Below are 26,180 nucleotides of genomic sequence, written 5' to 3'. Positions count from 1 at the left end.
GACGCAGTCATGATTGCGTCCCTGCGTGACTCAATTCAGAAGCGCCGCGTAATGTGCAGCGTCAATTCCTTTTCCGGCGTGCAGGAATGCAGCGAGTTTCCAGAGATCGCTGTCTGGAAGCGATTTGCCGAAAGCAGGCATGGCGGTCATCTTCACGCCATGCCGCATGACCCAATAAGTCGATTGCGGACTATTCTTGCGCGCGGCCGCCAGCAATTTCGGCGCTTGCGGTGCAATGCCTGCACCGATTGCATCAGGCGCAGCACCAGGCGCGCCATGGCAATAAACGCAGTGCTGCGCGTAAAGCTTTGCGCCCGCCGCGATATATTCCGTCGTTTCCAGATGAGCGGGAACGACCACCGATGCAGACTGCCTGTCGAGCGAATGCTGATAGGTGGTGTGCAACAACCAGGCCACCAGCCGATTGTCTTTCGATGTCGCGGCAACCGCCACGTGCCCGGAAAACATATAGCAAAGCGCCGCCAGGGCAAGCAGGGTAAAACAGGCGCTAATCGAGCACAGCGCAATAACGGCATTCTGGCGAATGGACATGAGACTCACAGGAAAAGTCGAAGAATAATCAGTCGTCGAATTTCTGCATCACACGCTCGTGCGTTCGACCTGCTTTTCAGGCATTGCCGCACGCACGCGCAGATTGTCCGCATAGGCGATAACGACAGGAATCGACCGGAACGTCATCACCGACCCCGCAACGGCAAGCAATAGCGGATACAACAGGTTGTGATTCGCATGCGTGAATTCGACAAGGAGGACCACGGCGGTCAGCGGCATTTGCATGGAAGCGGCGAGAAACGCCCCTGCGCCAATCAACGCGCACGCACCGGGCGCAAGCGTCGGCAGGAAGTGACTCCAGATGCCGCCCAGCACCACCGCGAACAGCGCGCCGTTAGTCATGCCGGGGGTGAGCAGACCGCCTTCCGCACCCGCACGCAGGCTCGATGCCTCGATCGCGACCTTCAGCACCAGCAGCGCTGCGGCAAGACCGATGGCAAGATCGCCGCCGAACGACAGCGACGCTGCGCCTTTACCATTGCCCGCAAGTTGCGGAAACACCGTAACCAGCGCACCAATCGCCACGAAGTTCACGATCGACCCTGCCACCAGCTTGAAACCGCGCGGCGCATGGGCACGCGCGCTGGAAGTCAGCTTGACGAAGCCCCATGCCGCCAGCCCGAACAGCGGCCCGCACAACGCGGCCCAGATCAGCAACGGCGCGCTGGAAACAAAGGCGGGAATGACATATTGCTGCGCGTTGCCCAGGCCGCTCCAGGCCACGATTGCCGCGATCGTCGAGGTCACCAGCGCGACAATCAACGCGCTCGGCGCGAACGTCCCCAGCAACACCTCCAGCACGAACACGGCGCCGCCAAGCGGCACGTTGTAGACCGCAGCGAGGCCCGCGCCCGCGCCGCACGCCACCATGAGACGGCAATCGTCGCTCGTCAGTCCGGCGCGATGCGCGAGACGCCCTGCCAACAGCGAGCCGATTTCGCGCGGCGCGACTTCGCGTCCGAGCGGCGAGCCGAGCGCGACCGTCACGATCTGCAACAGCGCATGCACTGTCGTGCTCACCAGCGGCATGCGCGGATCGGCGGAACCAACCGCCTTGCGGATGCTGACGAGCGGCCGGCCATAGCGATACAACGCGGCCCAGCCAATGCCCGCCACGCCACCGCAAAGCGCGAATACGACCAACCGGCGCCACGCCGATGCAGCGCTCACGCCTTGCAGAAAGCTCTCATGCCCCACCCACTGCCCGATGCTGTAGCCGTAGGCGATGTGCTGCACGGCATGAAGGATCAACGCAAGCGCCATCCCGCCAAGACCGGCGCCGACGCCGGTCAGCACGGTCACCAACGCAAACGCCAGCGGTTTGCTGGACGAAGACCGGGTTGCCGCGGGGGTGCCTGTGGGATGGACGGAGGATGTTGCGTGGGAACTCATGAGAACGGCCTGCAATGCGTGTATTACGGGATAACCCGAATGGTATCCCGCCTGATGTATGCGTTTTGTTACTTATTTTTCTAAAGTAATGATTTCTACGCATGAATTGACGATTTCGCCGGCGTGGCGGCGTCAAGCCGGGCCGCCACAGCGGCTGTCGCGGGACTGCGATACCGGGCGACTGCGAACTCGATGAAGCGCCGGACCTTCATCGTCAGGTAGTGGCGGCCTGGATAGACCAGCGAGACCTCATGGGCATCGCGCAGTTCGCACTGCGGCAGGAGACGAACCAGTCGACCGGCGCGCACGTCCTCCGTCACCAGGCATTCCGGCAACACGGCGATCCCCATCGCGGCCAGAGCGGCAGAGCGAACGACTTCGGCGCTTTGCGTGAGCAGCCTGGGGCGCAGATTGACCACATGGAGCGTGTCGCCGTCGTCGATTTCCAACGCGTGACGATCGTCGGATACCGAGAGAATGTCGCCCGCCCGCAATTGCTGGGGACTGTGCGGGCACGGTTGCGCCGCCAGCCAGGCCGGCGCCGCTACGAGCCATTCGCCAAAGCGTTTCAGCGGCCGGCTCACCAGCGTCGAACCAACGGCATGCCGGCTCGTCGCGAAGCCAACGTCATAACCGCCGTCGATCAGATTGCGCGCTCCGTCATAAGTCGTGACGTCGAACTCGATCTGTCGATTCTGGCTGCGATAAGCCCGCAGCAGCGGCGCGAGTTCGGTCACCGCGAACAAGGTCGGCGCGGCAATCCTGATGAGCCCTTTGTCGGCACGCATGGCCTGAAAAAGCGAGGCGTCGACGTCCTCGATTTGCACGATGATGGCGCGGCATCCGTCGCAATACTTGCGCCCCGCTTCAGTGAGGCGCACGTGCCGCGTGCTGCGGTCGAGCAGGCGCGCGTTCACGTCCTCCTCCAGCAACTGGACGCTTCGGGTCGCGGCCGCCGCAGATATACCCATGCGCCGCGCCGCCTGGCTGAAACTGCCGAGTTCCACTACCTGCACAAAAACACGCATTGCGTGAAGCTTGTTCATCGTCGGCCTGTTTGCTAGACCTCAACGCGGTGCGCAAGAGGCGGATTGCTCGAAAAATAACGCTGAATTCCTCTGAAAATCGCGTCGGCCATCTCCTGCCGGTACGCAGCGTTCAATAGCTTTTTCTCTTCTTCTGGATTACTGATGAATGCGGTTTCCACCAGAATCGACGGAATATCCGGCGCTTTCAGGACGGCAAATGCAGCCTGTTCGACACCGCTGCCATGCAGATGATTGATTTGTCCGATTTCGTCGCGAACGAAGGCGCCGTACTTGAGTGAATCATTGATTTGCTGCGTCGTGGACATATCGAATAGCACCGGCGCAAGATGCCGATCCGCGACTTTCAGGTCCAGGCCGCCGATCGCGTCCGAATGGTTTTCACTCGTCGCGATCCAGCGCGCGGCAGCGCTCGACGCGCCGTGTTCGGACAGCGCAAAGACCGATGATCCATGGGCCGCCGAAGTCGTAAAAGCATCGGCGTGAATGGAAACGAACAGGTCCGCGCCGGCGCTTTTCGCCTTGGCGACGCGCGTGCCCAGCGGAACGAAAAAGTCGTCGTCGCGCGTCATCATGGCCTGCATATTGGCGCTGGCGCGAATCCGCTCGCGCAGACGGCGCGCGATGTCCAGTACGACGTGCTTCTCGTAGGTGCCTGAACCGCCGATCGCACCGGGATCTTCGCCGCCGTGGCCTGGATCGATGGCAATCGTCAGCTTGCGCGCTTCGGTTTGCGCCTGTGCTTGCGTCGGTGTTTGCTCTTCGGTTTGCCCATGCGCTGCTTGCGCCGGAGTCGGCATCGGCGGATATAGATCGACCATCAGGCGGTAACCATAGCGGCCCGCAGGCGCAGTGGAGAACACCTTCGGCGCCACCGCGCCCTTGAGATCGACCACCAGCCTCACGGTTTCCGGCGAGAACTGCCCCACCCGCACACCTTTGATATACGGATCGTCTGGATGAATCTGCGCAACGATGTCCCGCAGGCGTTGATCCAGCGTCAAACCCTGAAGATCGACGACCAGACGCTCGGGCGTCCCGAGTCGATGCTCCTTGACCTCGAGCGGCTGATTGGATTCGATCGCGACGCGCGTATAGTCCGCGGCAGGCCATACCCGCACGCCGACGATTTTCGGTTTCGTGCTCGCGGCCGCAAGTTCAGGGCGAATGCCGACCACCAGCGCAGACGCGCCGAGTTTCAGGAATTTTCTGCGCGTATAAGGATTCCGGCAGCTCGATACGAGCCGTTGAGGACGAAGCCTCTTTTCATGTTCCATGATATTTCGATTCGCGCTGCGCTGAGCGGCTTGAGGCCAGTGGGCAGAAATGGTCGCTGCATCATATCGCTGGCCTGGGCAGGAATTTGCGGCCAGGCTCGCGATTAAACCGATCTTCATCTTCGCGTGAAGAAGATCCGTAGGCGTATGAATTCTGTCAGCTACTCAATATCCAAAAGTAAAGGCGCCGAAATGTAGCGATAAAAACAGCACGCGTCCAAGTCTTGTTTTTCATGAGGCAATGAGAAAAATGCATAGCCATGAAATTCAAAAAATCCGCATTTCTTAACGATATCTTGACGACCTATCCGCTATATCACCTACCGAAGAACGGCGCCGCGGCTGCACTGTGGTTCAAATAAATACGTCGAACTGTGATCGTCCCGACGTTTCTGATCGCGCTACATTTCCATGCCGCTTGCGAGCAGCATCTGTAAAACTTCCTGAAAGGAAACGTATGAGATCGAGTATGGCCGCGTGGGCGTCCATCGCAGCATTGACCCTGTCGATGGGAACTGCGCACGCTGAAGAAGCCGTGCGCGTGACCTACGCCGGTTCGATGGGTGTCGTCATGGATCAGGGACTTGGGCCTGCATTCGCACAGCAAAACCATGTGCAGTATCAGGGTCAAGGAGAAGGCGCGTATGGCATGGCGCGGCTTCTGGCGTCGAAAAATCTGGTCGCCGATGTGTTCTTTTCGATTACGCCCGGGCCGATGGATATTCTGAAACGCGCCGGACTGATCGACGAGGCGATTCCCGTCGCCAGTACCAGTATGGTGATCGCCTACAACCCGAAGAGCGCTTACGCGAAGCAACTCGCGGCAAGCCAGACCGCTGGCGCGCAACCGTGGTGGCAGGTGCTCGCGCAACCGGGGCTGCGCTTCGGCAGGACGGATGCGAAGATCGATCCACAAGGGCAGAACATCATCTTCACGATGATGCTGGCCGAACGCTATTACCAGCAGCCGGGCCTGAAAAACAGGCTTCTCGGCGATACGGAGAACCCGCGCGAAGTGTTCGGGGAAGGCGGCCTGCTCACACGCCTGGAAGCCGGTCAGGTGGATGCGTCGTCGGGTTATGAGAGCGCGGTGAAATCGGCCGGTCTGCCTTATATCCCGCTGCCCGATCAGATCAATCTAAGCAATCCCGCCTACGCGCAGGACTGGTACAACACGGTGTCCTTCAACATCCGCAATCCTGCAGGCGAATTAAAGGCGCTCAAACCCCAGCCGCTGGTCTTTTATGTGGCAATCCTGAAGAACGCGCCACACCCGCTTGAAGCAAAAAAATTCGCTGCATTTGCGTTGAGCCCTCAAGGCCAGGCCATTTTCAAGGCGCGCGGATATGGACAGCCGAAGGGCGACGTACTCCACTGAGATCATGTCGCTGGACTTTGCCTCGCCCAGCCGGAACCGGCAGCGCGTCTGGGGCGCTTTGGGATGGACATTGCGGCTGCCCGCACTCGCCATCCTGGCGGTGCCCTTTCTTGCGTTGATCGGCCAGACTCACTGGCGTCATTTCACACCCGCTTACGGCGATCTGGAGGCCGTGCGGGTGTCATTCGTGCTCAGCGCGTGGGCACTCGCGATCATCGTTGCAGTGGGTACGCCGCTTTCGTTCTGGCTGGCCAGAGCGCGTGGATGGCCTGGCCGCGCGGTCGAAACGCTGGTGCTTGTCTCGTTGCTCACGCCGTCGCTGGCAACAGGGATTCTGCTGGTCTGTGCTTATGGTCCGTATGGACCGGTTGGAGCGATGCTTTCCAGGCTCGGCTGGTCGCTCAACAATAACCCGGCATCGTTCGTCGTTGCGCAAGTCTATGGCGGACTCGCGTATTTCGTTATTTCCGCCCGAACAGCCTTCGAAAACGTCCCGCGAACGCTCGAAGAGGCCGCACAGGATCTGGGCTGCACGCCATGGAAGACATTCTGGTACGTGAGCCTTCCGCTCACAGCGCGAGAAGTGGCTACGGGTGCCGTAATCGCGTGGGTGAGAATCATCGGCGAATTTGGCATCGCCGCCGTGTTCTCATACTTTCCTCAAGGCATTCCCGTCAAACTGTTTGTCAACCTGCAAAACGATGGACTTCAGTCTGTGTACGTCCTCGTCTGGTTGCTTTTGGGTTTGCTGCCCTTTCCGCTGATCCTGCTTTCCGTCTTTAAGCGCAGTCGCAAGATCTGAAGCAGCGTGCATGCTGCCGAATTGAACGAGGGAGGCCTGTTTTGCACAATCCTCCCTCTGCGCTGGCTCAACCGTTGACGGGCCCGGCCGCCATCGCGGTCACTTCGACACGCATCCCTTCGACTGCGAGCGCCGCCACGCCTACTGCAGCACGCACCGGCCAGGGCTTGCTGAAAAAGCGCTGATAAACCGCGTTGAACGCAGCCCGGTCGGCCATATCCGTCAAATAGATCGTCAGGTGCATGACGCGATCGAGCGAGCTGCCCGCGCCTTCGAGCGCATTTTTCAGGGCCTGAAGCGTGCACGTGCTTTGCGCTTCGATATCGCCCAGTTCGAGACTGCCGTCCGCGCGAACGGGGACTTGCGTCGTCATGAGGATGCCGCCAAACGCCGAAACATCCGACGAAATGGAGTCTGGATCGGCATCGGGCGTAAATTGAATGGTCTGGTTCGACATGGATTGAATCGTGCCTTTAATAGCGAGGTCTGGAGCGTCAATGCCCGTTAGCCGGCATGGCATTTTACCGGTATCTTGCAGACTCGCACCGGACAGCGGTAAAATACTGTATAAATATACAGCCCATGGGTTTTCCCGCTCTTCAATGGTGGCGCAATCCGGCACCCGTTGCGTTCGATAACGTATTTGAACATCACGAACAAAGCCGCAGCCCTGCATGACCGTCGAGATGAACAGCTCACCGTTACGCCGTATCGCGCATGTGGACATGGATGCGTTTTATGCATCGGTGGAATTGCTTCGCTATCCTGAGTTACGTGGCAAGCCGGTGGTCATTGGCGGTGGCCGCAATGCCACGCCGGAGCGCCTGCCCGACGGCACGCGCCGCTTTGCAAAACTGCGCGATTACGCGGGGCGCGGTGTGGTCACCACCTCCACCTACGAAGCGCGAGCCTTCGGCGTGTTCTCGGCAATGGGCATGATGAAGGCCGCGCAACTCGCGCCAGACGCCATTCTCTTACCCACCGACTTCGATTCCTATCGGCACTATTCGCGCCTGTTCAAGGACGCCGTACGCACGTTCACCGATCAGATCGAAGACCGGGGGATCGACGAAATTTACGTCGATCTCACTCACGTGGAAGGCGAATCGCAGGCGCTTGGCCGCAGCATCAAGCATGCCGTGCGTGAAGCCACGGGGCTCACCTGCTCCATTGCAATTGCACCGAATAAACTGCTCGCGAAAATCGGCTCCGAACTCGACAAACCCGACGGCCTGACGATTCTCTCGATGACCGATCTCGAGTCGCGCATCTGGCCGCTGGCCGCGAAAAAAGTCAATGGCATCGGGCCGCGCGCGAATGACCGGCTGGCGAGCATCGGCATTACGACGGTGGGCGAACTCGCAGCGGCAGATCCTGGCCTGCTTCAGGAGCATTTTGGACGCACTTACGCCGCGTGGCTGGCGCGTATTGCGCAAGGCCACGATGAGCGCGAAGTGGTGGTCTCGTCCGAACCCAAGTCCATGAGCCGCGAGACCACGTTCGAGCGCGATATGCACGTCGTCCGCGACCGCGCGACGCTCACGCCCGCCCTCACCCGTCTGTGCGAGCGCGTGACCGAAGACCTTCAACGCAAGGGTTATCGCGGCCGCACGGTGGGCCTGAAAATCAAGTTCGCGGACTTCAAGATCGTCACGCGCGATCTCTCGTTGCCCGAACCGGTCGCCGATGCCGCCGCCATTCGCCGAGCCGTGGGCGAGTGTCTGAAGCGGGTATCGCTGGACCGGCGGATTCGCCTGATTGGTGTGCGTATCGGTTCGCTGGAATCCGCCGCAGGAATGGCTCCCACGGCGGTGCCCACGCAGGGTGAATTGCCGTTCGACGATTAGGCAAGACGATTTAGGCGATACTCTTCAACGCCTTATCGAAACGCGCTACCGCGGCGTTCACGTCATTGAGTTTATCCAGCCCGAACAAACCAATACGGAACGTCTTGAAGTCCTCCGGTTCATCGCATTGCAGCGGCACGCCAGGCGCGATCTGCAAACCGGCATCGGCGAACTTCTTGCCGGATCGAATGCCATCGTCATCCGTATAACTCACGACGACACCGGGCGCTTCGAATCCTTTCGCCGCCACGCTGCGGAAACCCTTTTCCTCCAGCAGCGCACGAATACGCTGCCCGAGTTCAAGCTGCTCCGCCTTCACCTTTTCGAAGCCATAAGTTTCGGTTTCCTTCATCACGTCGCGCAGTACCGCGAGGCTGTCGGTTGGCATCGTGGCGTGATAGGCGAAGCCGCCGTTCTCGTACGCTTCCATAATCTGCAGCCATTTGCGCAGATCGCAGGCAAAACTCGTGCTGGTGGTCGAGTCGATGCGTTCGCGCGCAAGCGGGCTGAGCATGACGAGACCGCAGCACGGCGAGGCACTCCAGCCTTTTTGCGGCGCGCTGATCAACACATCGACGCCCGTGGCCTGCATATCCACCCAGATCGTGCCCGAGGCAATGCAATCGAGCACGAACATGCCGCCGCTTTCATGCACGGCGTCGGCGACGGCGCGCAAATACGCATCGGGCAACATCATCCCGGACGCCGTTTCCACATGCGGCGCAAACACCAGATCGGGCTTCTGTTGCCTGATTGCCGCAACCACTTCTTCGATGGGCGGCGGCGCATAGGCGGCCTGGCGCCCCGATTCGACCGGACGCGCCTTCAGCACGATCGACTCGGACGGAATGCTGCCCATCTCGAAGATCTGCGTCCAGCGGAAGCTGAACCAGCCGTTGCGAATCACCAGACACTTGCGGTTCGTCGCGAACTGGCGCGCCACGGCTTCCATGCCGAAGGTGCCGCTGCCCGGCACGATGATGGCCGCTTTCGCGTTATAGACTTTTTTCAGGGAAGCCGATAAATCGCGCATGACGCCCTGAAAGCGCTGCGACATGTGATTGATCGAGCGATCGGTATAGACGACCGAATATTCGAGGAGTCCGTCGCGGTCGACGTTGGGAAGTAAACCTGGCACGCTCGCCTCCTGTAAAGGATGAACGCGGTGAGCCGTATGGCTGATCCAATACGGCTACCGCATTGCAGATATGCTGTTTTGGGCCCGACGAAAGTCGATTCTAACGAAAGCCGCGCCCAGGTTGGTGCATATCGCGCGCTTTGTGCAATGCAGCAGGTCAAGCGCGGCTTGCGTTCACGCCTGCGCCATCAACGCCCGCACGGCTGCACGCGCTTCGCGGCCCAGTTCCGCCATATCCACGCCGGGAATTGCGTCGTCGATCACCACCGGTTTGCCGGCTGCGAACAGCGCTTTCAATGCCGGCCGCCCGCCGCTCGCCACCGGGCCGATCGCCGGATCATGCAAGCCAAAATAGCGCGGATCGTCGAGTCGATAGATTGCGATATCCGCCGGCGCGCCCGGCGCAATGCGGCCCAGTTCGCTCAGGCCCAGCACGTTCGCGCCGCCCGCCGTGCCCCAATGAATCACGTCCTCCACGCTCGCCGCGTGCGCGCCGCCCTCGAAGGTGCCACCCGCGTAAGCGGGACGCGCCGCCATGCCGACGCGGGCGCGCTGCGCGAGCCAGGTCATATGGACTTCGGAGATCATGTCGGCGGCTTCGTTGGAGGCCGCGCCATCGACGCCAATCGAAATCGGCACGCCCGCATCGGCCAGTTCGGTCAGCGGGCAGATGCCGCTGCCCAGCCGCCCGTTGCTCTGCGGACAGTGCGCGACGCCCGTGCGTGTCTGGCCGAGCAGCGCGATTTCATCGGCGTCGAGTTTGACCAGATGCGCGAACCAGACGTCGTCGCCGAGCCAGTCGTACTCGCCGCAAAATGCCACCGGCGAGCAACCGTGCATCGACTGCGCACTGTCCTGATACGACACGGTCTCCGAAAGATGGCTGTGCAAACGCAAACCCAGGCGACGCGCGAACGCCGCGCTTTCGCGCATCTGCTGCGGCGAGACCGAATAGAGCACGGTCGTGGGCGCCATCACGACGCGGCGTGACGCGCGCGGTGACGGATCCTGATAGCGCGCGGCCAGGCGTTCGATATCGGCGAGATAGTCGTCGAAAGACTCGGGGCGCAAAGCGGTGGGCAATTCCGCTTCGAGCTGGCGCGTGCGCGTTGCGCCGCCGCGCAGCAGCACGAAGCGCAAACCCAATCGTTCGGCCTCCTCAAAGAGAATCGCCGAGCTATCGAACGGCATCTGCGGGTAATAAAGGTAATTGTGATCGGCGACGGTCGCACAACCGGAACGCGCCAGTTCGATCAAACCGATGCGCGCCGCCAGCCGGAAGCGCGCTTCGTCGAAGCCCGCGCGAAAGCGATAAGGCGTGGCCGCGAGCCAGGGCGTCAGACTGGCGTCGAGTCCGCCGCGATCGCCTTTGAGCAACGACTGGAACAGATGATGATGGGTGTTCACCCACGCCGGATAGATCACGCAATCGCTTGCGTCGATCACCTTCTCGCCGGGCAATGCGCTCAGCGCACCGATTGCTTCGATGCTGTCGCCACGCAGGCGGATATCCGGGCCGTCGAGCCGGGTTGCTTCGCCGGTGCGCGGATCGCCGCCGGTCATGATCGCGGCGGCATTGCGGATCAGCGTGGTGGAATGAGTCGATGTCATCGAATACGCCTTGTCGAAAGATCATTCATGAATTCAAAGCTCGCTTTCATGCCAGCCGCGCAGACACAGGCGCGACAGCCACACGGTCAGGCCGAATAGCAGCACGCCCGTCACCGTGATCAGCAAAAGCGCAGCGAATAGCCGTGGGATATTAAGCTGAAATCCCGCTTGCAGAATCTGGTACGCCAGACCCGCGCCGCTGCCGCCCGTACCCGCGACGAACTCCGCCACCACCGCGCCGATCAGTGAAAGACCGCTGGAAATACGCAGCCCGCCGAAGAAGTAGGGCAACGCGCTCGGAATGCGCAGGCGCACCAGCGTCTGCCAGCGCGTTGCGCGGTGAATGCGGAAGAGATTCACGAGTCCTGGATTGACGCTGCGCAGCCCGAGCGCCGTATTCGAAATCACCGGAAACAGCGCGACGAGCATCGCGCACACGACGAGCGCGGCCGTGGTGTTCTTCACCCAGATGATGATGAGCGGCGCGATGGCCACCACCGGCGTGACCTGCAACAGGATTGCATACGGAAAGAGGCTCGCTTCGATCAGCGGGCTTTGCACGAACAGCAGCGCAATCGCCACACCTAGCACGGTCGCCACCGCGAAGGCGAGCAGCGTGATCTTGAGCGTCGCCAGCAGGCTCGCGAACAGCATCGGCCAGTCCTGCACGAGTTGCTGCACGATCGCGAGCGGCGACGGCACCAGATAAGCCGGCACCGCGCCCAGCGTGCACCACGCCTGCCAGATGCCCAGCATCAGCAGTCCCACGATCCACGGCGCCAGCGCGCGCGCCACGCCGGGACGCTGTAACAGCGGCACGCGCACGCGCGCGGCTTTCTCCGCGTTTTCGTGGGTCGTGCTTGTCATCGGCAACGATTGTCCGCTCATGATTGCACCTCGCTGGCTTCATCGATCAGCGACGCGGCATGCGCGTCGGAAATCTGTTTCGAAAGCGCGCACGTATGCTCGATAAAGGGCGCGCTGATTCGCCAGGCGTCGTCGCGCGTGGCGGGTCCGTGAATCGGCACATCGGCGATGACGCGGCCCGGACGCGCCTGCATGACGACGACGCGGCTCGACAGAAACACCGCTTCGTGAATGCTGTGCGTGACGAACACCACGGTCATCGCGCGCCGCTGCCATAGCGCGCGCAGATCGCTGTCCAGACGGTTGCGCGTGAATTCGTCGAGCGCGCCAAAGGGTTCGTCGAGCAGCAGCAAATCGGGCTCGGTCACGAGCGCGCGCGCCAACGATGCGCGCATCTGCATGCCGCCCGACAATTCGCGTGGCCGCGCATTGCCGAACTTGCCGAGACCCACGCCTTCCAGTGCTTCGCGCGCGCGTGCATCGCCTTCGCGGCGTGACACGCCTGCCAGGTCGAGCGGCAGGCGCACGTTTTCGGCGACCGTCGCCCACGGCATCAAGGTCGCCTCCTGGAACACGAAGGAGAGCCGTCGCCCAGCCGAACCAACCGTCGAAAACGGCCCGCCCCACCAGCGCAGATGACCGTGCGTGGGCGCTTCGATGCCCGCGAACATCTTGAGCAAGGTACTCTTGCCGCAACCGGACGGCCCGAGCAGCGACACGAATTCGCCCGCCGCGATATCGAGCCGTACATCGTCGAGCGCAACGGTGCCGTTCGGATAGCGCTTGTCTACGCGCTGCACTGCAAGTAGTGGGATCGACATGCTCACACCTCCGTTTCGATACGGAACACTTCGCGTTCGCCGTGCGTTTCGAGCAGCTTGAGCAGCATGCGACGCATCAGCAGGCCAGGCTGATCCGATTCCATATGACATTCCTGTTGACGGCGCACGTCGATACACGCGTCGTAGTCGGTCGCTTCGAGAATATCGCGGTCTTCATCGGTAATCGGACGATCCCAGTCGATCAGTTCCTGGGTGCTGCAGGCGTCTTCGGTATCGTTGCGATAAAGCCATTGCGACAGCATGATGGTGCGATCGTCGATGGGCGTGGCGCAGTTATAGATGATGTGATGCACGCCGCTTGCCGGATACACGCAGCCAAAGCGCCGCGCGAACGGCATGAACCAGCGGTTCAGCAAATGACGCTCGGTAATTTCCTCGGTCGTGCCGGTGATGCGATGGCTCGCGGGCGGGTTGCGCACCGGCACGTGCGTTTCGGCCTCGAAACCCCATTCATGCGGACGAAACTCGTATTTCGAAGGCTTTGGACTGCTGAACAAACCGAAATTCGCCTTATGCACAAAGCTGAAATGCGAATTGTCGAATGAGTTTTCCATCATACGCAGCGGGCTGGTTTCCCAGCGTTCGTAGAACTGCAGGATGCGCCGATATCCGCCTGCGGTTTCTTCAGGAAACTCGGGAATGGGCTGCAGCGGTTCGTCGAGCGCGACCCAGGCGTAGCCATAGCGCGCTTCGCAGCGGTAAGCGGGCACGATCGCGCGCGAGGGAATCGCCGTGCCGTCGCTTTGCGGAATCTTCACGCAGCGCCCGCTGCAGTCGTAAGTCCAGCCGTGATAGCCGCAGGCGATATTACCGTCGGCATCGACAAATCCCTTCGAGAGTTTCGCCGTGCGGTGGCAGCAGCGATCGCGCAGCGCATTCGGCTGACCGTCGGCGCCCTTCCAGAGCACGATCGGTTCGCCGAGCAGCGTGAACGGTTGCGGCCCTGCGTCGAGTTGCGTCATCGGCATGATGGCGTACCAGAAGCGGCGCAGCACTTTCTGTTGAGTCACGAGCATCCTGTTTCTCCTCTTTGCGAGCGCGACGCTCAGGGCATGACCTTGAGGGCGTCGACGAATTTAAGCGTGTAAGCGCTGCGGTAATCCGTATCGGACTTGAGCAGGCCAGCGGTGACCATATAGTCGTAAGTGCGCTTCCAGCGCGCGTCGGTCATTGCGCCGATACCCAGCGTGGCGGCGTCGCCGCCCGTGACCAGGCGCAGTTTCTTCATCTGCGCGACGCCGTAGGCCAACTGCGCATCGCTCATCTGCGGGTTGTCTTTCTTGATGAGTGCGTTGCCCGGCGCCGGGTCGTTCAGATAGCTTTTCCAGCCTTCCATGGAAGCCTTGACGAAACGCGCGACCATATCGGCCTTGTTTTTCTGCGTCTCGCGCATCGTCACGATCGTGGTGTTGTACGGCGGGTAGCCAGCGTCGGCGAACAGGAAGAAGTGCGTCTTGACGTGCGCCGCATCGGCCTGGAAGGTCTCGGAGGTGGGATAGGCCTGCATGGCCACATCGGAGTCGGCGTAGAACGGCTGCAGATTGAAGGTATAGGGACGCGCCTGCGCATCGCTATAACCGTATTTCGACTTCAGCCACGGCCACCAGCTCGTGCGCCCCGAGCCTGCCACCAGAATCGTCTTGCCCTTGAGATCGGCAAGCGTCTTTACGTCGTCGTGCGTGAGCATGCCTTGCGGATCGAACTGGAACGACGCGGCCACGGTGGTGACGGGAATTTTCGCCTCCACGGCGGAGAGCACCTGAAAGTCATAGCCCAGAATGAAATCGGCCTGACCGCCCGCGAGCAGTTGCAAGCCATTGACCTGCGGACCGCCCATGCGGATCGTCACGTCGAGGCCGTACGTCTTGTAGATGCCGGTCGCCACCGCCTGATAGAAACCGCCATGTTCGGCCTGCGCGTACCAGCTTGTGAGCAGCGTGATGTGGTCGTCGGCGCGGGCGAAGGTGGGCATCGTCGTCAGGAAAATCGCCGTGATAACGCCGGAAATACGCGCGAGCCGAAGCCAGCGCGCAACGCGAAGCAGATTGCTCATGGATGCACTCCAGGTGCTGTGGGGAAGAATGCTGCGAAGCCGATCCACGGCGCGCAAAAGCACCGGTTCGACGATGGAATGAGGATGATTCGTTTGGGGCCGCTGCATCGTTCGCTCCTTGTTGGCGGAACCCGACGGTTCCCGTCAAACGCCGATCGACGATCGGCGTGGGCGCACGATGCGCCCCAAGAGCAATGCCCCACGGTGCCGGCTGCCTTGAAGGCCGTGCCGGTCGCTAGCCGCTTCTACTCTGTCGCTGCTTTAAGCGAGCTTCGTGCCAGTCGCTCGCAAAGCGCACGGTTATTGCGTTTTGCGATGCGAGATTGATTGCGCGCGCAACATCCTCTTGCGTAACGGCACTGCAACGGGGCGCACGAGCACCACGAGCGTGCAATCCCGCCCGTCTATGTGCCACGACTGTCGCGCCCCATAACCATGCATGCCCCCATTGACACGCTTATTGGCGCAGGTACTATGAATTCGCCGGTCAAAGTTCGTTGCACATCCGCAGATCGAATAGCGAACCGGCATTCCATCAGCAGTCTGACGCTCATACGTTTCGTACCCGTGCGCCTTAGATCATGAAATTTCGTGGCCCCTTGATACAGTACGATCGAGGACATGGCGGCTTTCTCGCCATGCGCAGCGCGATTTCTTCCGGCTCGTGCAAACCGGCCAGGCCCTGCTGTTATTTCTCGATCGACACTGTCCTCTCCATGCGTTCCGTGCGTCGCCATCACTCGGCGATGGCATGCGATTTCATCGCCGTACGCAAGGATGAAATCGCCTCCCTGCTTCCCAAGCCCTAGCCCGCGGTCTTTCCGTTCCGATTAGCGACCCGCTGCCTGACACAGCCGCGGCCCGCTTTTGTCCGCTTGCGTCCGTTCCGCCTCTTTGGCGATACGGTTCAGGCGGCAATCCGGTACGCCTCGTCTGTTGAAACAGACGCCGGGCGTGGAGACACACACGCCGTCTCCAGACAACTCATTGGGAAGCCATGATGAAACTCGATAAAAACATTCGCCATACCGTCGCGGGCTCGCTCGCTTTGTCGATGATTGCGGCTGCCGTGATGCAGCCTGCTCAGGCGCAGGACGATCAGGTCAATGTCTATAACTGGTCCGATTACATTGCGCACGACACGATTCCCACCTTCGAAAAGCAGACGGGCATCAAGGTGCGCTACGACAGCTACGATAGCGACGACACCTTGCAGGCCAAACTCCTTTCAGGAAGCTCGGGCTATGACGTGGTCGTGCCTTCGTCCGCGTATATGGCCCGGCAGATCGAGGCGGGCGTCTATCGCAAGCTCGACAAATCGCAATTGCCGAATCTGGCGAACCTCGATCCGCATCTGATGAAACTGGTCAGCGACGCCGATCCGGGCAATCAATACGGCGTGCCCTGGGCGTGGGGCACGGATGGCGTCGCGTACAACACGCAGGAAGTGAAGAAAGCGTTCGGCGGCGCATTGCCGGCCGATTCGTGGGCGCTGGTTTTCGATCCGGACAATCTGGCGAAACTCAAGAGTTGCGGCGTATCGTTTCTCGATTCCGCATCCGACGTTTTTCCGGCCGTGTTGCAGTATCTGCACAAGAATCCGAATAGCACGAATCCCGCCGACTATATGGCCGCGTATGAAACGCTGAAGAAAGTTCGGCCCTATATCACGCAGTTCAATTCGTCGGGCTATATCAACGATCTGGCCAATAACGATATGTGCGTTGCCGTGGCGTATTCAGGCGACGCCGGCATTGCGCGGCGCCGGGCTGTGGAAGCCAAACGCAGTTATCAGATCCAGTTCGTGAATCCGCAGGAAGGCGGTCTGGTCTGGTTCGACATGATGGCGATTCCGAAGGACGCGCCGCACCCCGAAGCGGCGCTCAAATGGATCAATTACATCGAAGACCCCAAAACGAGCGCCGACATTACCAATGAGGTGTTTTATCCAACCGCCAATCGCGCTTCGATGACCTTCGTGCAAGCGACAATCGCCAAAGACCCCATCACGTTCCCGTCCGACGAAGTGCTCGACAAGATGACGGTCATGCGCCCACAACCGCCTGCGATCATGCGCCTGCAGAATCGCTTGTGGGCGCAACTGAAATCGGGAACCTGAAGCGCGTCGCCCATTACTCGATCCGGCCATGCGTTTCAAAGGAAACGCAGACTGAAACGCATGGCCAATCCTGCCATTACGTCGCGCTCGGCGGAATCAGCCGCGCCTTGGTGAGGCTGTACGCAATGCTGGAGAAAATCTGATTCAGGCTTTGCGTGCTGCTCGCGTTCGTGCAGGTATCCGAGTAGAAGTTGGACTGACTGGTGGCGATCGACTGCATCGTGCCGCAGGCCGTGAGCGCGTCTGCGCCGTCGGCGCATGAAGGTGCGGAAGCGCCCTCGCCGCCCAGATACGCCACGGTATAGATAGTCGTGCCGCTGTTCTTCGCCGTCGTCGCTGTGTTGATCGCGGCCTGGCATTCGGTGCCGTAGACGTAGCTCGATCCGCCGGTCTTGCCGAGCACATTGCCAAGCTGCGTCGTGCTAGCCGTCGCAATGCCGTCGCTCAGCAGCACGATGGCGTTTTTGCCCGCCGGGTTCTGGTTCTGCGAAAAGCTCGTTAGCGCGGCATTCGCCGAGGCAATCGCCTGTGCGTAGAAAGTGCCGAGGCCGCCCGGCGCGCTAATGCCGCTGCATTTGCTGGTTGCGCCGCCCAGCGCCTGCACGATGCCCGAACTCGTGCTGAGCGTCCCGCTGCTGAGATAGCCGCCGCCCAGCGGCGAGATCTGGTACGTGGCGTTCGAGCCGGATACGCCCACCGCCGAATAACCGTTCTGGCCGGTCGACACCACGCCCGGTTCCGTCGACGAACACGAGAAGCTATAGCTCGACGAACTGGGGCTGATTGGCGGAAACACCATCAAGCCGACGTTGTCGCCCGCCAGCGTCAAGCCGGTCAGCAATTGCAGCGCGCCGGCCTGGGCGCAGGCGAGGCGCGTGAGCGCCACGCCGCTCGAATTCTTGCAGTTGCTGTCGGTGGTCGTCGCCATCGAGCGCGTGGTGTCCAGAATAATCATGACGTTGTACGGCGCCGCGCCAAAACCCGCGCCCGCTTTCGACGTGGCGGAGATCGTCTTCGTATTGACGCCGAAAATGCGCGCGAAGAATAGCGGCACGCTTGCCTGCTGCGTGACCTGAATGCCGTTATACGTCGATGCGGCTTGCGATGCCGGCAGCGGCACGCTGCTCGCGCTCAGCGTCAGGCCCTGAACCGTCGTGCTCGTGACCGTTACGCCAGGCGGCATCGTGTTGTTGCCCTGCCCGGCCGCGTAGGCGCGCGCGTCCGCGAATGCGGTCGACGATGCGCTCTTCCACAGATCCATCGCACCGGCCATCGCGGCCGCATCGGTGCCCGCCTGCAGACGCCGCTGGCTGAACGCGATGTAGCCGAGATCGATCGACAACGCGGCAAAGCCCAGCAACACGATCAACGACAACGCGACCATCACGGAAACCGCGCCGCGCTGCGCCTTGCGTCCCCCACGTCGCACGTAATGTCTTTTCATGATGTCCCCCGAAATAGCGTCTGTTTTTTATTGCACGCGTGTCACGACCGTCGTGCTCAAGGTGGCCGGCATGGCGGCGAGGCCAAACACCGAGCCGCGCAGCAAGGGCGTAAAGGTGTACGCGACCGTCACGGCTGCGGCCTGACCGGTGCCATTGGTCAATGCGGTCGAGCAGTTCGTGTCGCTGGTGCACTGCGAACCGTTGACCGTCGTGGTGAGCGCCAGATTCGCCGATTTGAGGAACGTCGATGACGACGTCATCTGCGTTTGCGTCGAGCTATACGGCGTGGTCGTGCCGCGCTGGAACGCAAAGTTCTGCGCCGCCGCCGACGCCGCGCTCGCCACCATCACGGAATTCGCGAGCAGCCAGCCAAACTGGGCAATCCCCAGCACGATGACAATCAGCACCGGAGCAGCAAGCGCCAGTTCGACCGCCACCACGCCTTTCTGATGTTGTCTGCGCATGGCGCTCTCCCGTTGACCGCGCGGCTGGCCGTTCATTGCACCACCACCGAAGCATTCGCGCTCATGCTCGAAGGCATGATCGAGCCGAGCCCGAACAGCGAACCGCTGAACGGCCCGGCGAACTGATAGCTGATCGACACGTTCGCCATGGTGCCCGCTGCGGGCGGCTGGCTGAGCGTGCCCAGCGCCGTCGCACAGGTGGCATTGGCCGTTGCGCCCGAACAGGTGGCGCTCACGCCCGAACCGGCCACCGCGATCGTCACGGTCTGCGTGCCCGAAAGACTGCCGGTTGCAGAGGAAATCGCACTGGCGGTATCGGTATAAGGCGACGCAAAACCGCGCTCGGATGCCAGCAGACGCGCACCGGTCGAAGCCGCGTTGGTGATCACCACATAGTTGCTCATCCACCATCCTGCCTGGACGATCGAAAACATCATGAAGAGCAGCACGGGCAAGCCCAGTGCAAACTCCACGGCCGCCGTTCCCCGTTGACGTCTGGCCTGCGTGCAATGCGTTCGCATGTTCGCGCTCCCCGGCCTTAACCGCCCGAGCCCGGCAGGCTGGGCAGCAGGGTCCGGTAGATGTTGATGAAGGCCGGTCCCGCCAGCACGACCAGCAGCGCAGGGAAGATGCAGAACAGCAGCGGCATCAGCAGCTTGAGCGAGATCTTCGCGGCCTGTTCTTCGGCGCGCATGCGGCGGCGCGTGCGCAGCGTGTCCGAGAGCACGCGCAGCGATGCACCGATGCCCGTGCCAAAACGATCAGCCTGAATCAGCAGAGTGCTGAATGATTCGATATCCTCAACACCTGTACGCAGTGAGAAGTTGCGCAAGGCTCTCGCCTTCGCGAAACCCGAGCGCAATTCCAGCAACAGCAGATCCAGTTCGGCGGCCACGACCGGGCTGCCCAGCTTGATTTCCGCCGCCACGCGCATCAGCGCGGCGTCGAGACCCAGACCGGCTTCGACGCACACGGTCAGCAGATCGAGCGCATCGGGAAAGTCTTCGAAGATTGCGCGCTGGCGATTCTTGACCTTGCGCGACAGTACCATATTCGGCAGATAGAAACCGAACGATGCGAGCGCAACCAGAATCAGCCAGAACGTCACCGCGCTCGTTTCGATTTTGGTGCCGACCAGAAAGACCAGCGCGACAAGCGGCAAAACCAGCGCGAGCACCGTCTTGGCCGCGAAGAAGATCGCCACGGCATTGGGCGTGCGCCATCCCGCATTGACCAGCTTCAGACGCGCGACGGAGCCTTCCCAGCCTTCCTTCGGAATCGACAGCTTCGAAATGGGCTGCGAAATATCGGCGATCGTTTCCAGCCACTTGCTGCCCGCTTCGGCGGGCTGCGCGCCGTCGGCCGTCGTGCCGGCCAGGCCTGAACGTCCGGCGCCCGCCTGTTCGATACGACGTCGCGGATTCTTCGACGAGAACGCCTGCATCAGCGCGAGCACGACGAGAAACACGGCCGCGAATATGCCGGTCAGCGTCGCGATCTGGGTCAGGTTCAGCGCTTGCATATTGCCTCCTTGCGTACCGTGCCAGCCACGGTGCTACGCGAAATCGTCCGCACATGCGTCCGCGCATTCATACGCGCAGCGCCACCACGCGCGACATCCACAAGACGCCGACCGCCATGCTCGCCAGCGCCGCACACACGACTTTCAGGCCCATCGGGTCCTGCCAGAGCACCTGCATGAACGTGGGGTTCAAGAACAGCATCAGCGTTCCGACGACAAACGGCATCAGCCCGAGCACCCATGCAGACAGGCGCCCTTCCGCCGACAGCACGCGCACCTTGTCGAACAGCTTGAAACGTTCGCGGATCAGCACGGTGATACCGTCGAGCACCTCCGCCAGGTTGCCGCCGGTTTCGCGCTGGATCAGCACGGCGATCACGAAATAGCGCAGATCGCGGATCGGCACGCGCGTGGCCAGATTCGCCAGCGCCTCGTTCAGGGACACGCCGTAGTTGATCTCGTCGAAGGTGGTGCGAAATTCGCCGCCCATCGGCTCGGCGAATTCGGTGCCGACCATATCGATAGCGAGGCTGAAGGCGTGACCGGAGCGCAGCGCACGCGCCAGCATGTCGCACGCTTCGGGCAATTGCCGCTCCAGTTGATGCAGACGCTTTGCGCGCAGCCGCCGCACGTAAAGCACCGGCAACAAGGCCGACAGCAAGGCGAGCGGCACGATCGCGGGCAGCGGCGCGGGCGTGAACATCGAGATCAGGAAAACCACGGGCGGGCACACGGCGCACGTCGTCGCCAGCCGCGTCACCGACCACTGGATGCCGGCCTGCTGCATGAAGCGGTCGATCACATGGGCGCGCGGCAGCAGCATCAGCGCACGTTCGAGCGGCGACGCATCGTTGAGCAGGCGCTCCTTGAGAATCGACAGGCGTTCGCCATTCACCTGCGCGCCTGCGGAAATCGCACGGATGCGCGATTCGACGCGACGCGCGACAGGGCCATGGCGGCTGTTCCACCAGATGTAGGCGCCTTCCATCGACAGCACCACGGCGACGAACAACAGAATCACGGCCGCATAAAAGATCGGGCTCATGCCGGTCTCCAGTCACAAGGCGAGGTTGGGTTCATGCCGCTTCGAAACGCCGCGCCGGATCGTAGGTGGCATCGGCAAGATGGATGCCGAAAGCCTCCAGCCGCTCGGAGAATTTGGGGCGCACGCCGGTCGCGCTGAACGCGCCGCGCACATTGCCCTGCGCGTCGACGCCATTGCGCCTGAAGGTGAAGATCTCCTGCATATTGATGATGTCGCCTTCCATGCCGGTCAATTCGGAAAGGCTGATGATCTTGCGGCGGCCGTCGGTCAGACGCGCGACCTGCACCACCACCGTAATCGCCGAGGAAATCTGCTGGCGCATGGTCTTGGGCGGCAAGGCCATCCCGCCCATGCCGATCATGTTTTCGAGGCGCGTGAGCGCATCGCGCGGCGTATTCGCGTGGATCGTCGCGAGCGACCCTTCGTGGCCGGTGTTCATGGCGTTGAGCATGTCGAGCGCTTCGGCGCCGCGCACCTCGCCGAGGATGATGCGGTCGGGCCGCATCCGCAGCGCGTTTTTCACGAGCGTGCGCTGGGTGATCTCGCCGCGCCCTTCGATATTCTCGGGGCGCGTTTCGAGCCGCAGCACGTGCGGCTGGCGCAATTGCAGTTCGGCCGCGTCTTCGATCGTCACGATGCGTTCGTCGGCGGGAATGAAACCCGAGAGCAGATTCAGCAAGGTGGTCTTGCCGCTGCCCGTGCCGCCCGAAACGAGGATATTGATCTTCGCGCGCGCCAGCGCATCCAGCACATCGGCCATCGGCGGCGTGAGCGTCTGCAGCGCGACCAGATCGGCCACCTGCAGCGGCGTGGCCGAAAAACGCCGGATCGACACCAGCGGCCCATCCACCGCAGCGGGCGGAATGATGGCATTCAGACGCGAGCCATCGGGCAGACGCGCATCGACCATCGGGCTCGATTCGTCGATACGGCGGCCCACGCGCGACACGATCTTTTCGATCACTTTCATCAGATGCGCGTCGTCGTAGAACGTCACGTCGCTGAGTTCGAGCCGCCCTTTGCGCTCGATATACACCTGACTGAACGTGTTGACGAGAATGTCCGAAATGCCGGGGTCGCGCAGCAGCACTTCGAGCGGCCCGAAACCGAACATTTCGTCGTAGACGTCGATCACCAGCTGGCGCCGTTCGATGTCGTTGGCAGGCGCTTTCTGGTCTTCGAGAATGCGCGCGATCAGCGTGGCGATTTCCTGGCGCACCTGTTCGGACGGCAGCCGCGCGAGACGCTCCAGTTCGACACGATCGAGCACGGCCTGATGGATTTCGCGCTTGAGCTTCTGGTAGGCGGCGCGCAGCAAGCCCGCCGAGCCGTTCAAGGAATCGGCGCGCGGGCCGTTCGGCGCGCGCTGCGCGCTGATCTGGTCACGAAGCGACATGACGGGCCTCCGCCTGGATTGCACCACGGTTATCACTGCTGTCACGGCGCAGGCGCGCCAGCCACGACTTCGATTTCGACGACTCGCTTGCGCCAGCGCCCGCATTGCCCGCAATCTGCGCCGCGATGTCCTGCACGCTGCGCGCGACCGCCGAATTCCCGCTCTTTGCAATCGGCACGCCCTGATTGACGGCGGCCATCACGGCGCGCGCGTCTTCGGGTACGACGTGGGCCGCTCGCATGCCGAGCACTTCTTCGAGCGCCGCGCGCGTGCGTTCGTCATGACGCGTGTAACGGTTCAGCAGCAGGCGCAACTGGCTGGGCGCATAGCCCAGCGACATCAGTATTTCCTGCAGCCGCCGCGCGGCGCGCACGCCCGGCATGGTGGCCTGCAGCACCATCTGGATCTGCGTGCTGCGATCGAGCGCGAGCACCGACAAGGGATTGACCGTCTGCCCGACATCGACGATCACGAAGTCGTAGCGCGGCACCGCCAGGCCGAGAATCCATTCGAGCCGTTCTGCCTTGATATCCGCGGCTTTGACCGGATCGCCAGCGCCCGCGAGAATGTCGAAACTGTCGCTCACGTGCACCACGCTCGCGCCGAAGAACGCGCCGTCCATGCGCTCGACTTCCATGCACATCTGCGGCAGCGTGGAAGGCGGCGTTTCGTCGGTCACGAGAAAGGCGGCGTCGCCGAACAACTGGCACAGATCGACGAGCAGCACGCGCTTGCCGCGCTGGCTCGACAGCGCATGCGCCACATTGCTGGCGATAAAACTCGTACCCACGCCGCCCTTGCAGGCGATGAACGACACCACCTGGGTCTCGCGCGCATTGCGCTGGCTGTGCTGTGCCTGCGCATGCGACAGCGACTCTTCGAGCGAGCGGCGTTCAAGCGGCCAGCTCAGCACGTCGCGAAAGCCCGCGCGCATCGCGGCGATCAGCGTGTCCTGCGAGGCGTCGGCGGCAATCAGGATGCAGGTCAGATGCTTGTGTTCGCGGCACAGACGCGCGGTGGACGACAGCGCGCCATCGTCGAGCGAAGACGCATCGACGATCAGCATATCGAACAGATCCAGGCTGTCGCCGCGTTCGATCAGCGTGGCGGCGTCACCCACCACGCGCGTCGTGCGGTAGTTGCCGCATTCGCCGATCAGATTCATGATCTGCGCGAGCCTGGCGGCGTCTTTCGAGAGGGTGAGGATGTCGATCATGGCGTGTACCTCGTTTGGCGCTGTAGAAACGGCGCGTCGATCAGGATTACTGACTGCCTGCTGTCGTGCCGGCGCTCACGCCGATCGTGTACGGATTCGTCGAGGTCGGCGGATGCGCAAACGACTTGTCGTACTGGGTCATCGCCGAGACCGCCGATTCGCCGTCGACACCCGGCGTCGATGGATGATGTTCGGCGGCCTGCGGGTCGATGATCTGCGCCTGCATGACGGCGCGCGTGGCTTCGCCGAAGTGTTTGTCCCAGATCGGCGTGCTGGTCATGCAACCGCTCAGGGCCAGGCAGGCTGCCGTCACGGGCACCAGCGAGCGAGCGATGTGAAGATAGGCGGGTTTCATGGCGTTCTCCTTTTTCATCACTGCTTCAGGGCGCTCGTTTGAGCAAGCTGTGCGGGTTCCGGCAGCGGCCTGGCCTGCGAAACCGGCGTCGGCACGGCATCGGCTTGCGGCGCCTTCGGGACATCGGCGGCGGGCTGTACAGCGGGCACGGGGGCCGCAGCCGGCGCGGCAACAGGTGCCGGTGCAGCGGGCGCGCTGTTCTTCGCGGCTTCGGCACGTGCTGCGCCGCGCCCTTCCATGTTGCCGGTCACGTAGACGTCGGCTTCATTGGGCTGCGTGAAGCTATCCGTTGGCAGCGGCGGATTCGACATCGGCAACGGCTTGACCAGATGCGGCGTGATGATGAACACGAGTTCGGTGCGGTCCTGCTGGAACGACGTGCTGCGCAGCAGCGCGCCCAGGATCGGCACTTCGCCAAGTCCCGGCACCGCCTTCAGCGAACCCGTCACGTTGTTCTTGATGAGCCCGCCGATCGCAAACGATTCGCCGTCGTTCATCTGCACGGTGGTCGAAGCGCGGCGCGTCGTGATGAGCGGCAGGATCGACGATCCGCTGACATTGGTCGCGCTCAGCGTCACGCCGGTGGAGGACAACTCCGACACTTCGGGCGCGACGCGCAGGTTGATGCGCCCATTGCCCAGCACCGTCGGCGTGAACTTCAGGCCCACGCCGAACTCTTCCTGCTGCAGCACGATGGTGCTCGCGGTTCCGCCGCTGCTTTGCGGCACCGGAATGAACACTTCGCCGCCTGCGAGGAAGGTCGCCTCCTGACCGCTGATGGTGACCAGATTCGGCTCGGCGAGAATCTTCACGAGGCTGTCGGTCTTCTGCGCGTCGATGGCCACGGACAAGGGCTTGTTGTTCGCCTTGCTGAAGCCGATCGCGCTCGATACGCCCGCCAGCAGGTTGCTCACCAGCGCGCCGGTCCACGAACCGAAGCCGCCCTGGATGTTGACCGACGCGCCCAGTTGATCCATCAACGTCTTGTCGACTTCCGCGACCTTCACTTCGAGCATGACCTGTTGCGGCGAATCCACGCTCAACATATTGATCACGCCACCGCCCTTGCCGTCGCCGCCAACGGCGCGCGCGCTATAGACCCTGGCGATTTCGACGATCTGCTGCGCGGCCTGGGCCGTCGACACGTGGCCGGTCAGCACGAGATTGTCCGCCGCCGTCGACACATGAATATCGTGTTCGCCCGGCAGCAGTTGCGAGAGCGAGGCCATCAGGCCGCCCGAATCGACGTTGACCACCACGTCGATAATCTGGCACGAGCCGCCCCGCCCCTGCACGATCATATTGGTCGTGCCCACCGACTGGCCCACCAGATACAGCGTGCGCGGCGACAACATGGTTGCCTGCGCAACCACTGGATTGCCGAGCGTGCGGTTGAGCACCGGTTCGTCGAGCGGCACCAGCACCGATTTGCCCAGCGGCACCACGACCGTGGTTTCGCCGCGAATCGTGCCCGTGCAGTTCGGGCCGCGCAGCGGTCCCGCCGCTACGGCCGTGGGTGCCGAAGGCGCAGCCGGCACCGGCGTCATGCTGATGGTCATCTGCATCGGGCCGCGCCCCATCGAAGCCGGAGCAGCCGCGGTTTTCGCGGCGGGTGCATTTTCGTCGCCGTCGGTGGCATGCACGGGTTGCGCAATCAGCAAGCCGGCGCTGAGCCAGGCTGTCACGGCCGCAGCGAGCGGTTTGCGGCGCAGGTCCAGGCGCCGCGATGGGTTTTGCAGTGCTGTATTCATGACGGATTGCCCCCGTTACATGTCTGTTTGTACTGTGTTGC

At 62.1% G+C, this 26,180-nt stretch carries 24 protein-coding genes; 4 read left to right on the top strand and 20 right to left on the bottom strand.

Features of this window, described 5'->3' with window-relative positions:
- Positions 1 to 30: 30 nt before the first annotated feature.
- From G3N59_RS16670 to G3N59_RS16655, 4 genes are all read right to left on the bottom strand, one after another.
- Positions 31 to 552: a cytochrome c gene (locus G3N59_RS16670; RefSeq protein ID WP_205983725.1), complete on the bottom strand. Its 522-nt coding sequence runs from the start codon at positions 550 to 552 to the stop codon at positions 31 to 33.
- Positions 553 to 600: 48 nt separating this feature from the next.
- Entirely contained in the window at positions 601 to 1,965 is a 1,365-nt protein-coding gene (locus tag G3N59_RS16665) for a chloride channel protein (RefSeq protein WP_205983724.1), read from the bottom strand.
- 95 nt (positions 1,966 to 2,060) lie between these two features.
- Entirely contained in the window at positions 2,061 to 3,011 is a 951-nt protein-coding gene (locus G3N59_RS16660) for a LysR family transcriptional regulator (RefSeq protein WP_205983723.1), read from the bottom strand.
- A 14-nt stretch (positions 3,012 to 3,025) separates the two neighbouring features.
- Entirely contained in the window at positions 3,026 to 4,288 is a 1,263-nt protein-coding gene (locus G3N59_RS16655; RefSeq protein WP_205983817.1) for an N-acetylmuramoyl-L-alanine amidase, read from the bottom strand.
- Positions 4,289 to 4,637: 349 nt separating this feature from the next.
- Here G3N59_RS16655 and G3N59_RS16650 point away from each other — a divergent pair, with 349 nt between their 5' ends.
- On the top strand, positions 4,638 to 5,666 hold the full coding sequence (locus G3N59_RS16650; RefSeq protein ID WP_346777895.1) for an extracellular solute-binding protein: 1,029 nt from the start codon (positions 4,638 to 4,640) through the stop codon (positions 5,664 to 5,666).
- Positions 5,635 to 6,468: an ABC transporter permease gene (locus G3N59_RS16645; protein WP_241023497.1), complete on the top strand. Its 834-nt coding sequence runs from the start codon at positions 5,635 to 5,637 to the stop codon at positions 6,466 to 6,468. The genes G3N59_RS16650 and G3N59_RS16645 overlap by 32 nt, the downstream gene beginning before the upstream one ends.
- 67 nt (positions 6,469 to 6,535) lie before the next feature.
- Here the strand turns inward: G3N59_RS16645 and G3N59_RS16640 are convergent, their stop codons facing one another.
- Positions 6,536 to 6,925 carry a RidA family protein gene (locus G3N59_RS16640; RefSeq protein WP_205983815.1) on the bottom strand — a complete coding sequence of 130 codons (390 nt, stop codon included), beginning with the start codon at positions 6,923 to 6,925 and terminating at the stop codon, positions 6,536 to 6,538.
- Between the two features lie 229 nt (positions 6,926 to 7,154).
- On the opposite strand from G3N59_RS16640, the gene dinB reads away from it, so the two are divergent.
- Complete coding sequence (dinB, locus tag G3N59_RS16635) at positions 7,155 to 8,315, top strand: DNA polymerase IV (protein WP_205983814.1); 1,161 nt, start codon at positions 7,155 to 7,157, stop codon at positions 8,313 to 8,315.
- A 10-nt stretch (positions 8,316 to 8,325) separates the two neighbouring features.
- Here dinB and G3N59_RS16630 read toward each other — a convergent pair whose 3' ends face one another.
- The 6 genes from G3N59_RS16630 to G3N59_RS16605 all read right to left on the bottom strand — a co-directional run bounded on the left by G3N59_RS16630 (position 8,326) and on the right by G3N59_RS16605 (position 14,745).
- Complete coding sequence (locus G3N59_RS16630; protein ID WP_205983721.1) at positions 8,326 to 9,453, bottom strand: aminotransferase class V-fold PLP-dependent enzyme; 1,128 nt, start codon at positions 9,451 to 9,453, stop codon at positions 8,326 to 8,328.
- Between the two features lie 174 nt (positions 9,454 to 9,627).
- Entirely contained in the window at positions 9,628 to 11,064 is a 1,437-nt protein-coding gene (locus G3N59_RS16625; RefSeq protein ID WP_205983720.1) for an amidohydrolase family protein, read from the bottom strand.
- A 33-nt stretch (positions 11,065 to 11,097) separates the two neighbouring features.
- The gene (locus tag G3N59_RS16620) at positions 11,098 to 11,931 is read right to left on the bottom strand and encodes an ABC transporter permease (RefSeq protein ID WP_205983813.1); all 834 of its coding nucleotides are present in this window, start codon (positions 11,929 to 11,931) and stop codon (positions 11,098 to 11,100) included.
- A gap of 17 nt (positions 11,932 to 11,948) precedes the next feature.
- A complete protein-coding gene (locus G3N59_RS16615; protein ID WP_205983719.1) occupies positions 11,949 to 12,752 on the bottom strand; it encodes an ABC transporter ATP-binding protein in 804 nt (267 codons plus the stop codon).
- Between the two features lie 2 nt (positions 12,753 to 12,754).
- On the bottom strand, positions 12,755 to 13,789 hold the full coding sequence (locus G3N59_RS16610) for an aromatic ring-hydroxylating dioxygenase subunit alpha (RefSeq protein ID WP_205983718.1): 1,035 nt from the start codon (positions 13,787 to 13,789) through the stop codon (positions 12,755 to 12,757).
- A gap of 29 nt (positions 13,790 to 13,818) precedes the next feature.
- A complete protein-coding gene (locus G3N59_RS16605; protein WP_241023509.1) occupies positions 13,819 to 14,745 on the bottom strand; it encodes an ABC transporter substrate-binding protein in 927 nt (308 codons plus the stop codon).
- Positions 14,746 to 15,880: 1,135 nt separating this feature from the next.
- Here G3N59_RS16605 and G3N59_RS16600 point away from each other — a divergent pair.
- Positions 15,881 to 16,945: a polyamine ABC transporter substrate-binding protein gene (locus tag G3N59_RS16600; RefSeq protein WP_241023508.1), complete on the top strand. Its 1,065-nt coding sequence runs from the start codon at positions 15,881 to 15,883 to the stop codon at positions 16,943 to 16,945.
- A gap of 76 nt (positions 16,946 to 17,021) precedes the next feature.
- Here the strand turns inward: G3N59_RS16600 and G3N59_RS16595 are convergent, their stop codons facing one another.
- The 9 genes from G3N59_RS16595 to G3N59_RS16555 all read right to left on the bottom strand — a co-directional run bounded on the left by G3N59_RS16595 (position 17,022) and on the right by G3N59_RS16555 (position 26,139).
- Positions 17,022 to 18,389, bottom strand: a complete 1,368-nt coding sequence (locus tag G3N59_RS16595; RefSeq protein ID WP_205983715.1) for a pilus assembly protein TadG-related protein — start codon at positions 18,387 to 18,389, stop codon at positions 17,022 to 17,024.
- 27 nt (positions 18,390 to 18,416) lie between these two features.
- Positions 18,417 to 18,854, bottom strand: a complete 438-nt coding sequence (locus G3N59_RS16590; protein WP_205983714.1) for a TadE family protein — start codon at positions 18,852 to 18,854, stop codon at positions 18,417 to 18,419.
- Positions 18,855 to 18,886: 32 nt separating this feature from the next.
- Positions 18,887 to 19,327: a TadE/TadG family type IV pilus assembly protein gene (locus tag G3N59_RS16585; RefSeq protein ID WP_205983713.1), complete on the bottom strand. Its 441-nt coding sequence runs from the start codon at positions 19,325 to 19,327 to the stop codon at positions 18,887 to 18,889.
- Positions 19,328 to 19,392: 65 nt separating this feature from the next.
- The gene (locus tag G3N59_RS16580) at positions 19,393 to 20,376 is read right to left on the bottom strand and encodes a type II secretion system F family protein (protein ID WP_205983712.1); all 984 of its coding nucleotides are present in this window, start codon (positions 20,374 to 20,376) and stop codon (positions 19,393 to 19,395) included.
- Between the two features lie 67 nt (positions 20,377 to 20,443).
- Complete coding sequence (locus G3N59_RS16575; RefSeq protein ID WP_205983711.1) at positions 20,444 to 21,421, bottom strand: type II secretion system F family protein; 978 nt, start codon at positions 21,419 to 21,421, stop codon at positions 20,444 to 20,446.
- 31 nt (positions 21,422 to 21,452) lie between these two features.
- Positions 21,453 to 22,817, bottom strand: a complete 1,365-nt coding sequence (locus G3N59_RS16570) for a CpaF family protein (RefSeq protein ID WP_205983710.1) — start codon at positions 22,815 to 22,817, stop codon at positions 21,453 to 21,455.
- A complete protein-coding gene (locus G3N59_RS16565) occupies positions 22,804 to 24,033 on the bottom strand; it encodes an AAA family ATPase (protein ID WP_205983709.1) in 1,230 nt (409 codons plus the stop codon). Before G3N59_RS16565 ends, G3N59_RS16570 begins: the two co-directional genes overlap by 14 nt.
- Positions 24,034 to 24,079: 46 nt before the next feature.
- Complete coding sequence (locus G3N59_RS16560; protein ID WP_205983708.1) at positions 24,080 to 24,388, bottom strand: hypothetical protein; 309 nt, start codon at positions 24,386 to 24,388, stop codon at positions 24,080 to 24,082.
- Positions 24,389 to 24,405: 17 nt separating this feature from the next.
- Positions 24,406 to 26,139 (bottom strand): type II and III secretion system protein family protein, encoded by a 1,734-nt coding sequence (locus G3N59_RS16555; protein WP_205983707.1) that lies wholly within the window; start codon positions 26,137 to 26,139, stop codon positions 24,406 to 24,408.
- Positions 26,140 to 26,180 lie beyond the last annotated feature (41 nt).

Origin of the sequence: Paraburkholderia sp. Ac-20340 (genome assembly GCF_017104965.1) — a bacterium.
GTDB lineage: Bacteria > Pseudomonadota > Gammaproteobacteria > Burkholderiales > Burkholderiaceae > Paraburkholderia.
The sequence above is the reverse complement of the archived record's forward strand: the minus strand, read 5'-3'. Positions and strand labels throughout refer to the sequence as shown.

What these genes read in the sequence shown, in the direction of transcription:
- G3N59_RS16660 (WP_205983723.1), bottom strand. Translation starts at nt 3,011, where the DNA reads ATGAACAAGCTTCACGCAATGCGTGTTTTTGTGCAGGTAGTGGAACTC.
- G3N59_RS16600 (WP_241023508.1), top strand. Translation starts at nt 15,881, where the DNA reads ATGATTGCGGCTGCCGTGATGCAGCCTGCTCAGGCGCAGGACGATCAG.
- G3N59_RS16595 (WP_205983715.1), bottom strand. Translation starts at nt 18,389, where the DNA reads ATGAAAAGACATTACGTGCGACGTGGGGGACGCAAGGCGCAGCGCGGC.
- G3N59_RS16565 (WP_205983709.1), bottom strand. Translation starts at nt 24,033, where the DNA reads ATGATCGACATCCTCACCCTCTCGAAAGACGCCGCCAGGCTCGCGCAG.
- G3N59_RS16615 (WP_205983719.1), bottom strand. Translation starts at nt 12,752, where the DNA reads ATGTCGATCCCACTACTTGCAGTGCAGCGCGTAGACAAGCGCTATCCG.
- G3N59_RS16625 (WP_205983720.1), bottom strand. Translation starts at nt 11,064, where the DNA reads ATGACATCGACTCATTCCACCACGCTGATCCGCAATGCCGCCGCGATC.
- G3N59_RS16590 (WP_205983714.1), bottom strand. Translation starts at nt 18,854, where the DNA reads ATGCGCAGACAACATCAGAAAGGCGTGGTGGCGGTCGAACTGGCGCTT.
- G3N59_RS16645 (WP_241023497.1), top strand. Translation starts at nt 5,635, where the DNA reads ATGGACAGCCGAAGGGCGACGTACTCCACTGAGATCATGTCGCTGGAC.
- G3N59_RS16605 (WP_241023509.1), bottom strand. Translation starts at nt 14,745, where the DNA reads ATGCCCACCTTCGCCCGCGCCGACGACCACATCACGCTGCTCACAAGC.
- G3N59_RS16575 (WP_205983711.1), bottom strand. Translation starts at nt 21,421, where the DNA reads ATGAGCCCGATCTTTTATGCGGCCGTGATTCTGTTGTTCGTCGCCGTG.
- G3N59_RS16610 (WP_205983718.1), bottom strand. Translation starts at nt 13,789, where the DNA reads ATGCTCGTGACTCAACAGAAAGTGCTGCGCCGCTTCTGGTACGCCATC.
- G3N59_RS16670 (WP_205983725.1), bottom strand. Translation starts at nt 552, where the DNA reads ATGTCCATTCGCCAGAATGCCGTTATTGCGCTGTGCTCGATTAGCGCC.
- G3N59_RS16580 (WP_205983712.1), bottom strand. Translation starts at nt 20,376, where the DNA reads ATGCAAGCGCTGAACCTGACCCAGATCGCGACGCTGACCGGCATATTC.
- G3N59_RS16620 (WP_205983813.1), bottom strand. Translation starts at nt 11,931, where the DNA reads ATGACAAGCACGACCCACGAAAACGCGGAGAAAGCCGCGCGCGTGCGC.
- G3N59_RS16555 (WP_205983707.1), bottom strand. Translation starts at nt 26,139, where the DNA reads ATGAATACAGCACTGCAAAACCCATCGCGGCGCCTGGACCTGCGCCGC.
- G3N59_RS16560 (WP_205983708.1), bottom strand. Translation starts at nt 24,388, where the DNA reads ATGAAACCCGCCTATCTTCACATCGCTCGCTCGCTGGTGCCCGTGACG.
- dinB (WP_205983814.1), top strand. Translation starts at nt 7,155, where the DNA reads ATGAACAGCTCACCGTTACGCCGTATCGCGCATGTGGACATGGATGCG.
- G3N59_RS16655 (WP_205983817.1), bottom strand. Translation starts at nt 4,288, where the DNA reads ATGGAACATGAAAAGAGGCTTCGTCCTCAACGGCTCGTATCGAGCTGC.
- G3N59_RS16570 (WP_205983710.1), bottom strand. Translation starts at nt 22,817, where the DNA reads ATGTCGCTTCGTGACCAGATCAGCGCGCAGCGCGCGCCGAACGGCCCG.
- G3N59_RS16665 (WP_205983724.1), bottom strand. Translation starts at nt 1,965, where the DNA reads ATGAGTTCCCACGCAACATCCTCCGTCCATCCCACAGGCACCCCCGCG.
- G3N59_RS16640 (WP_205983815.1), bottom strand. Translation starts at nt 6,925, where the DNA reads ATGTCGAACCAGACCATTCAATTTACGCCCGATGCCGATCCAGACTCC.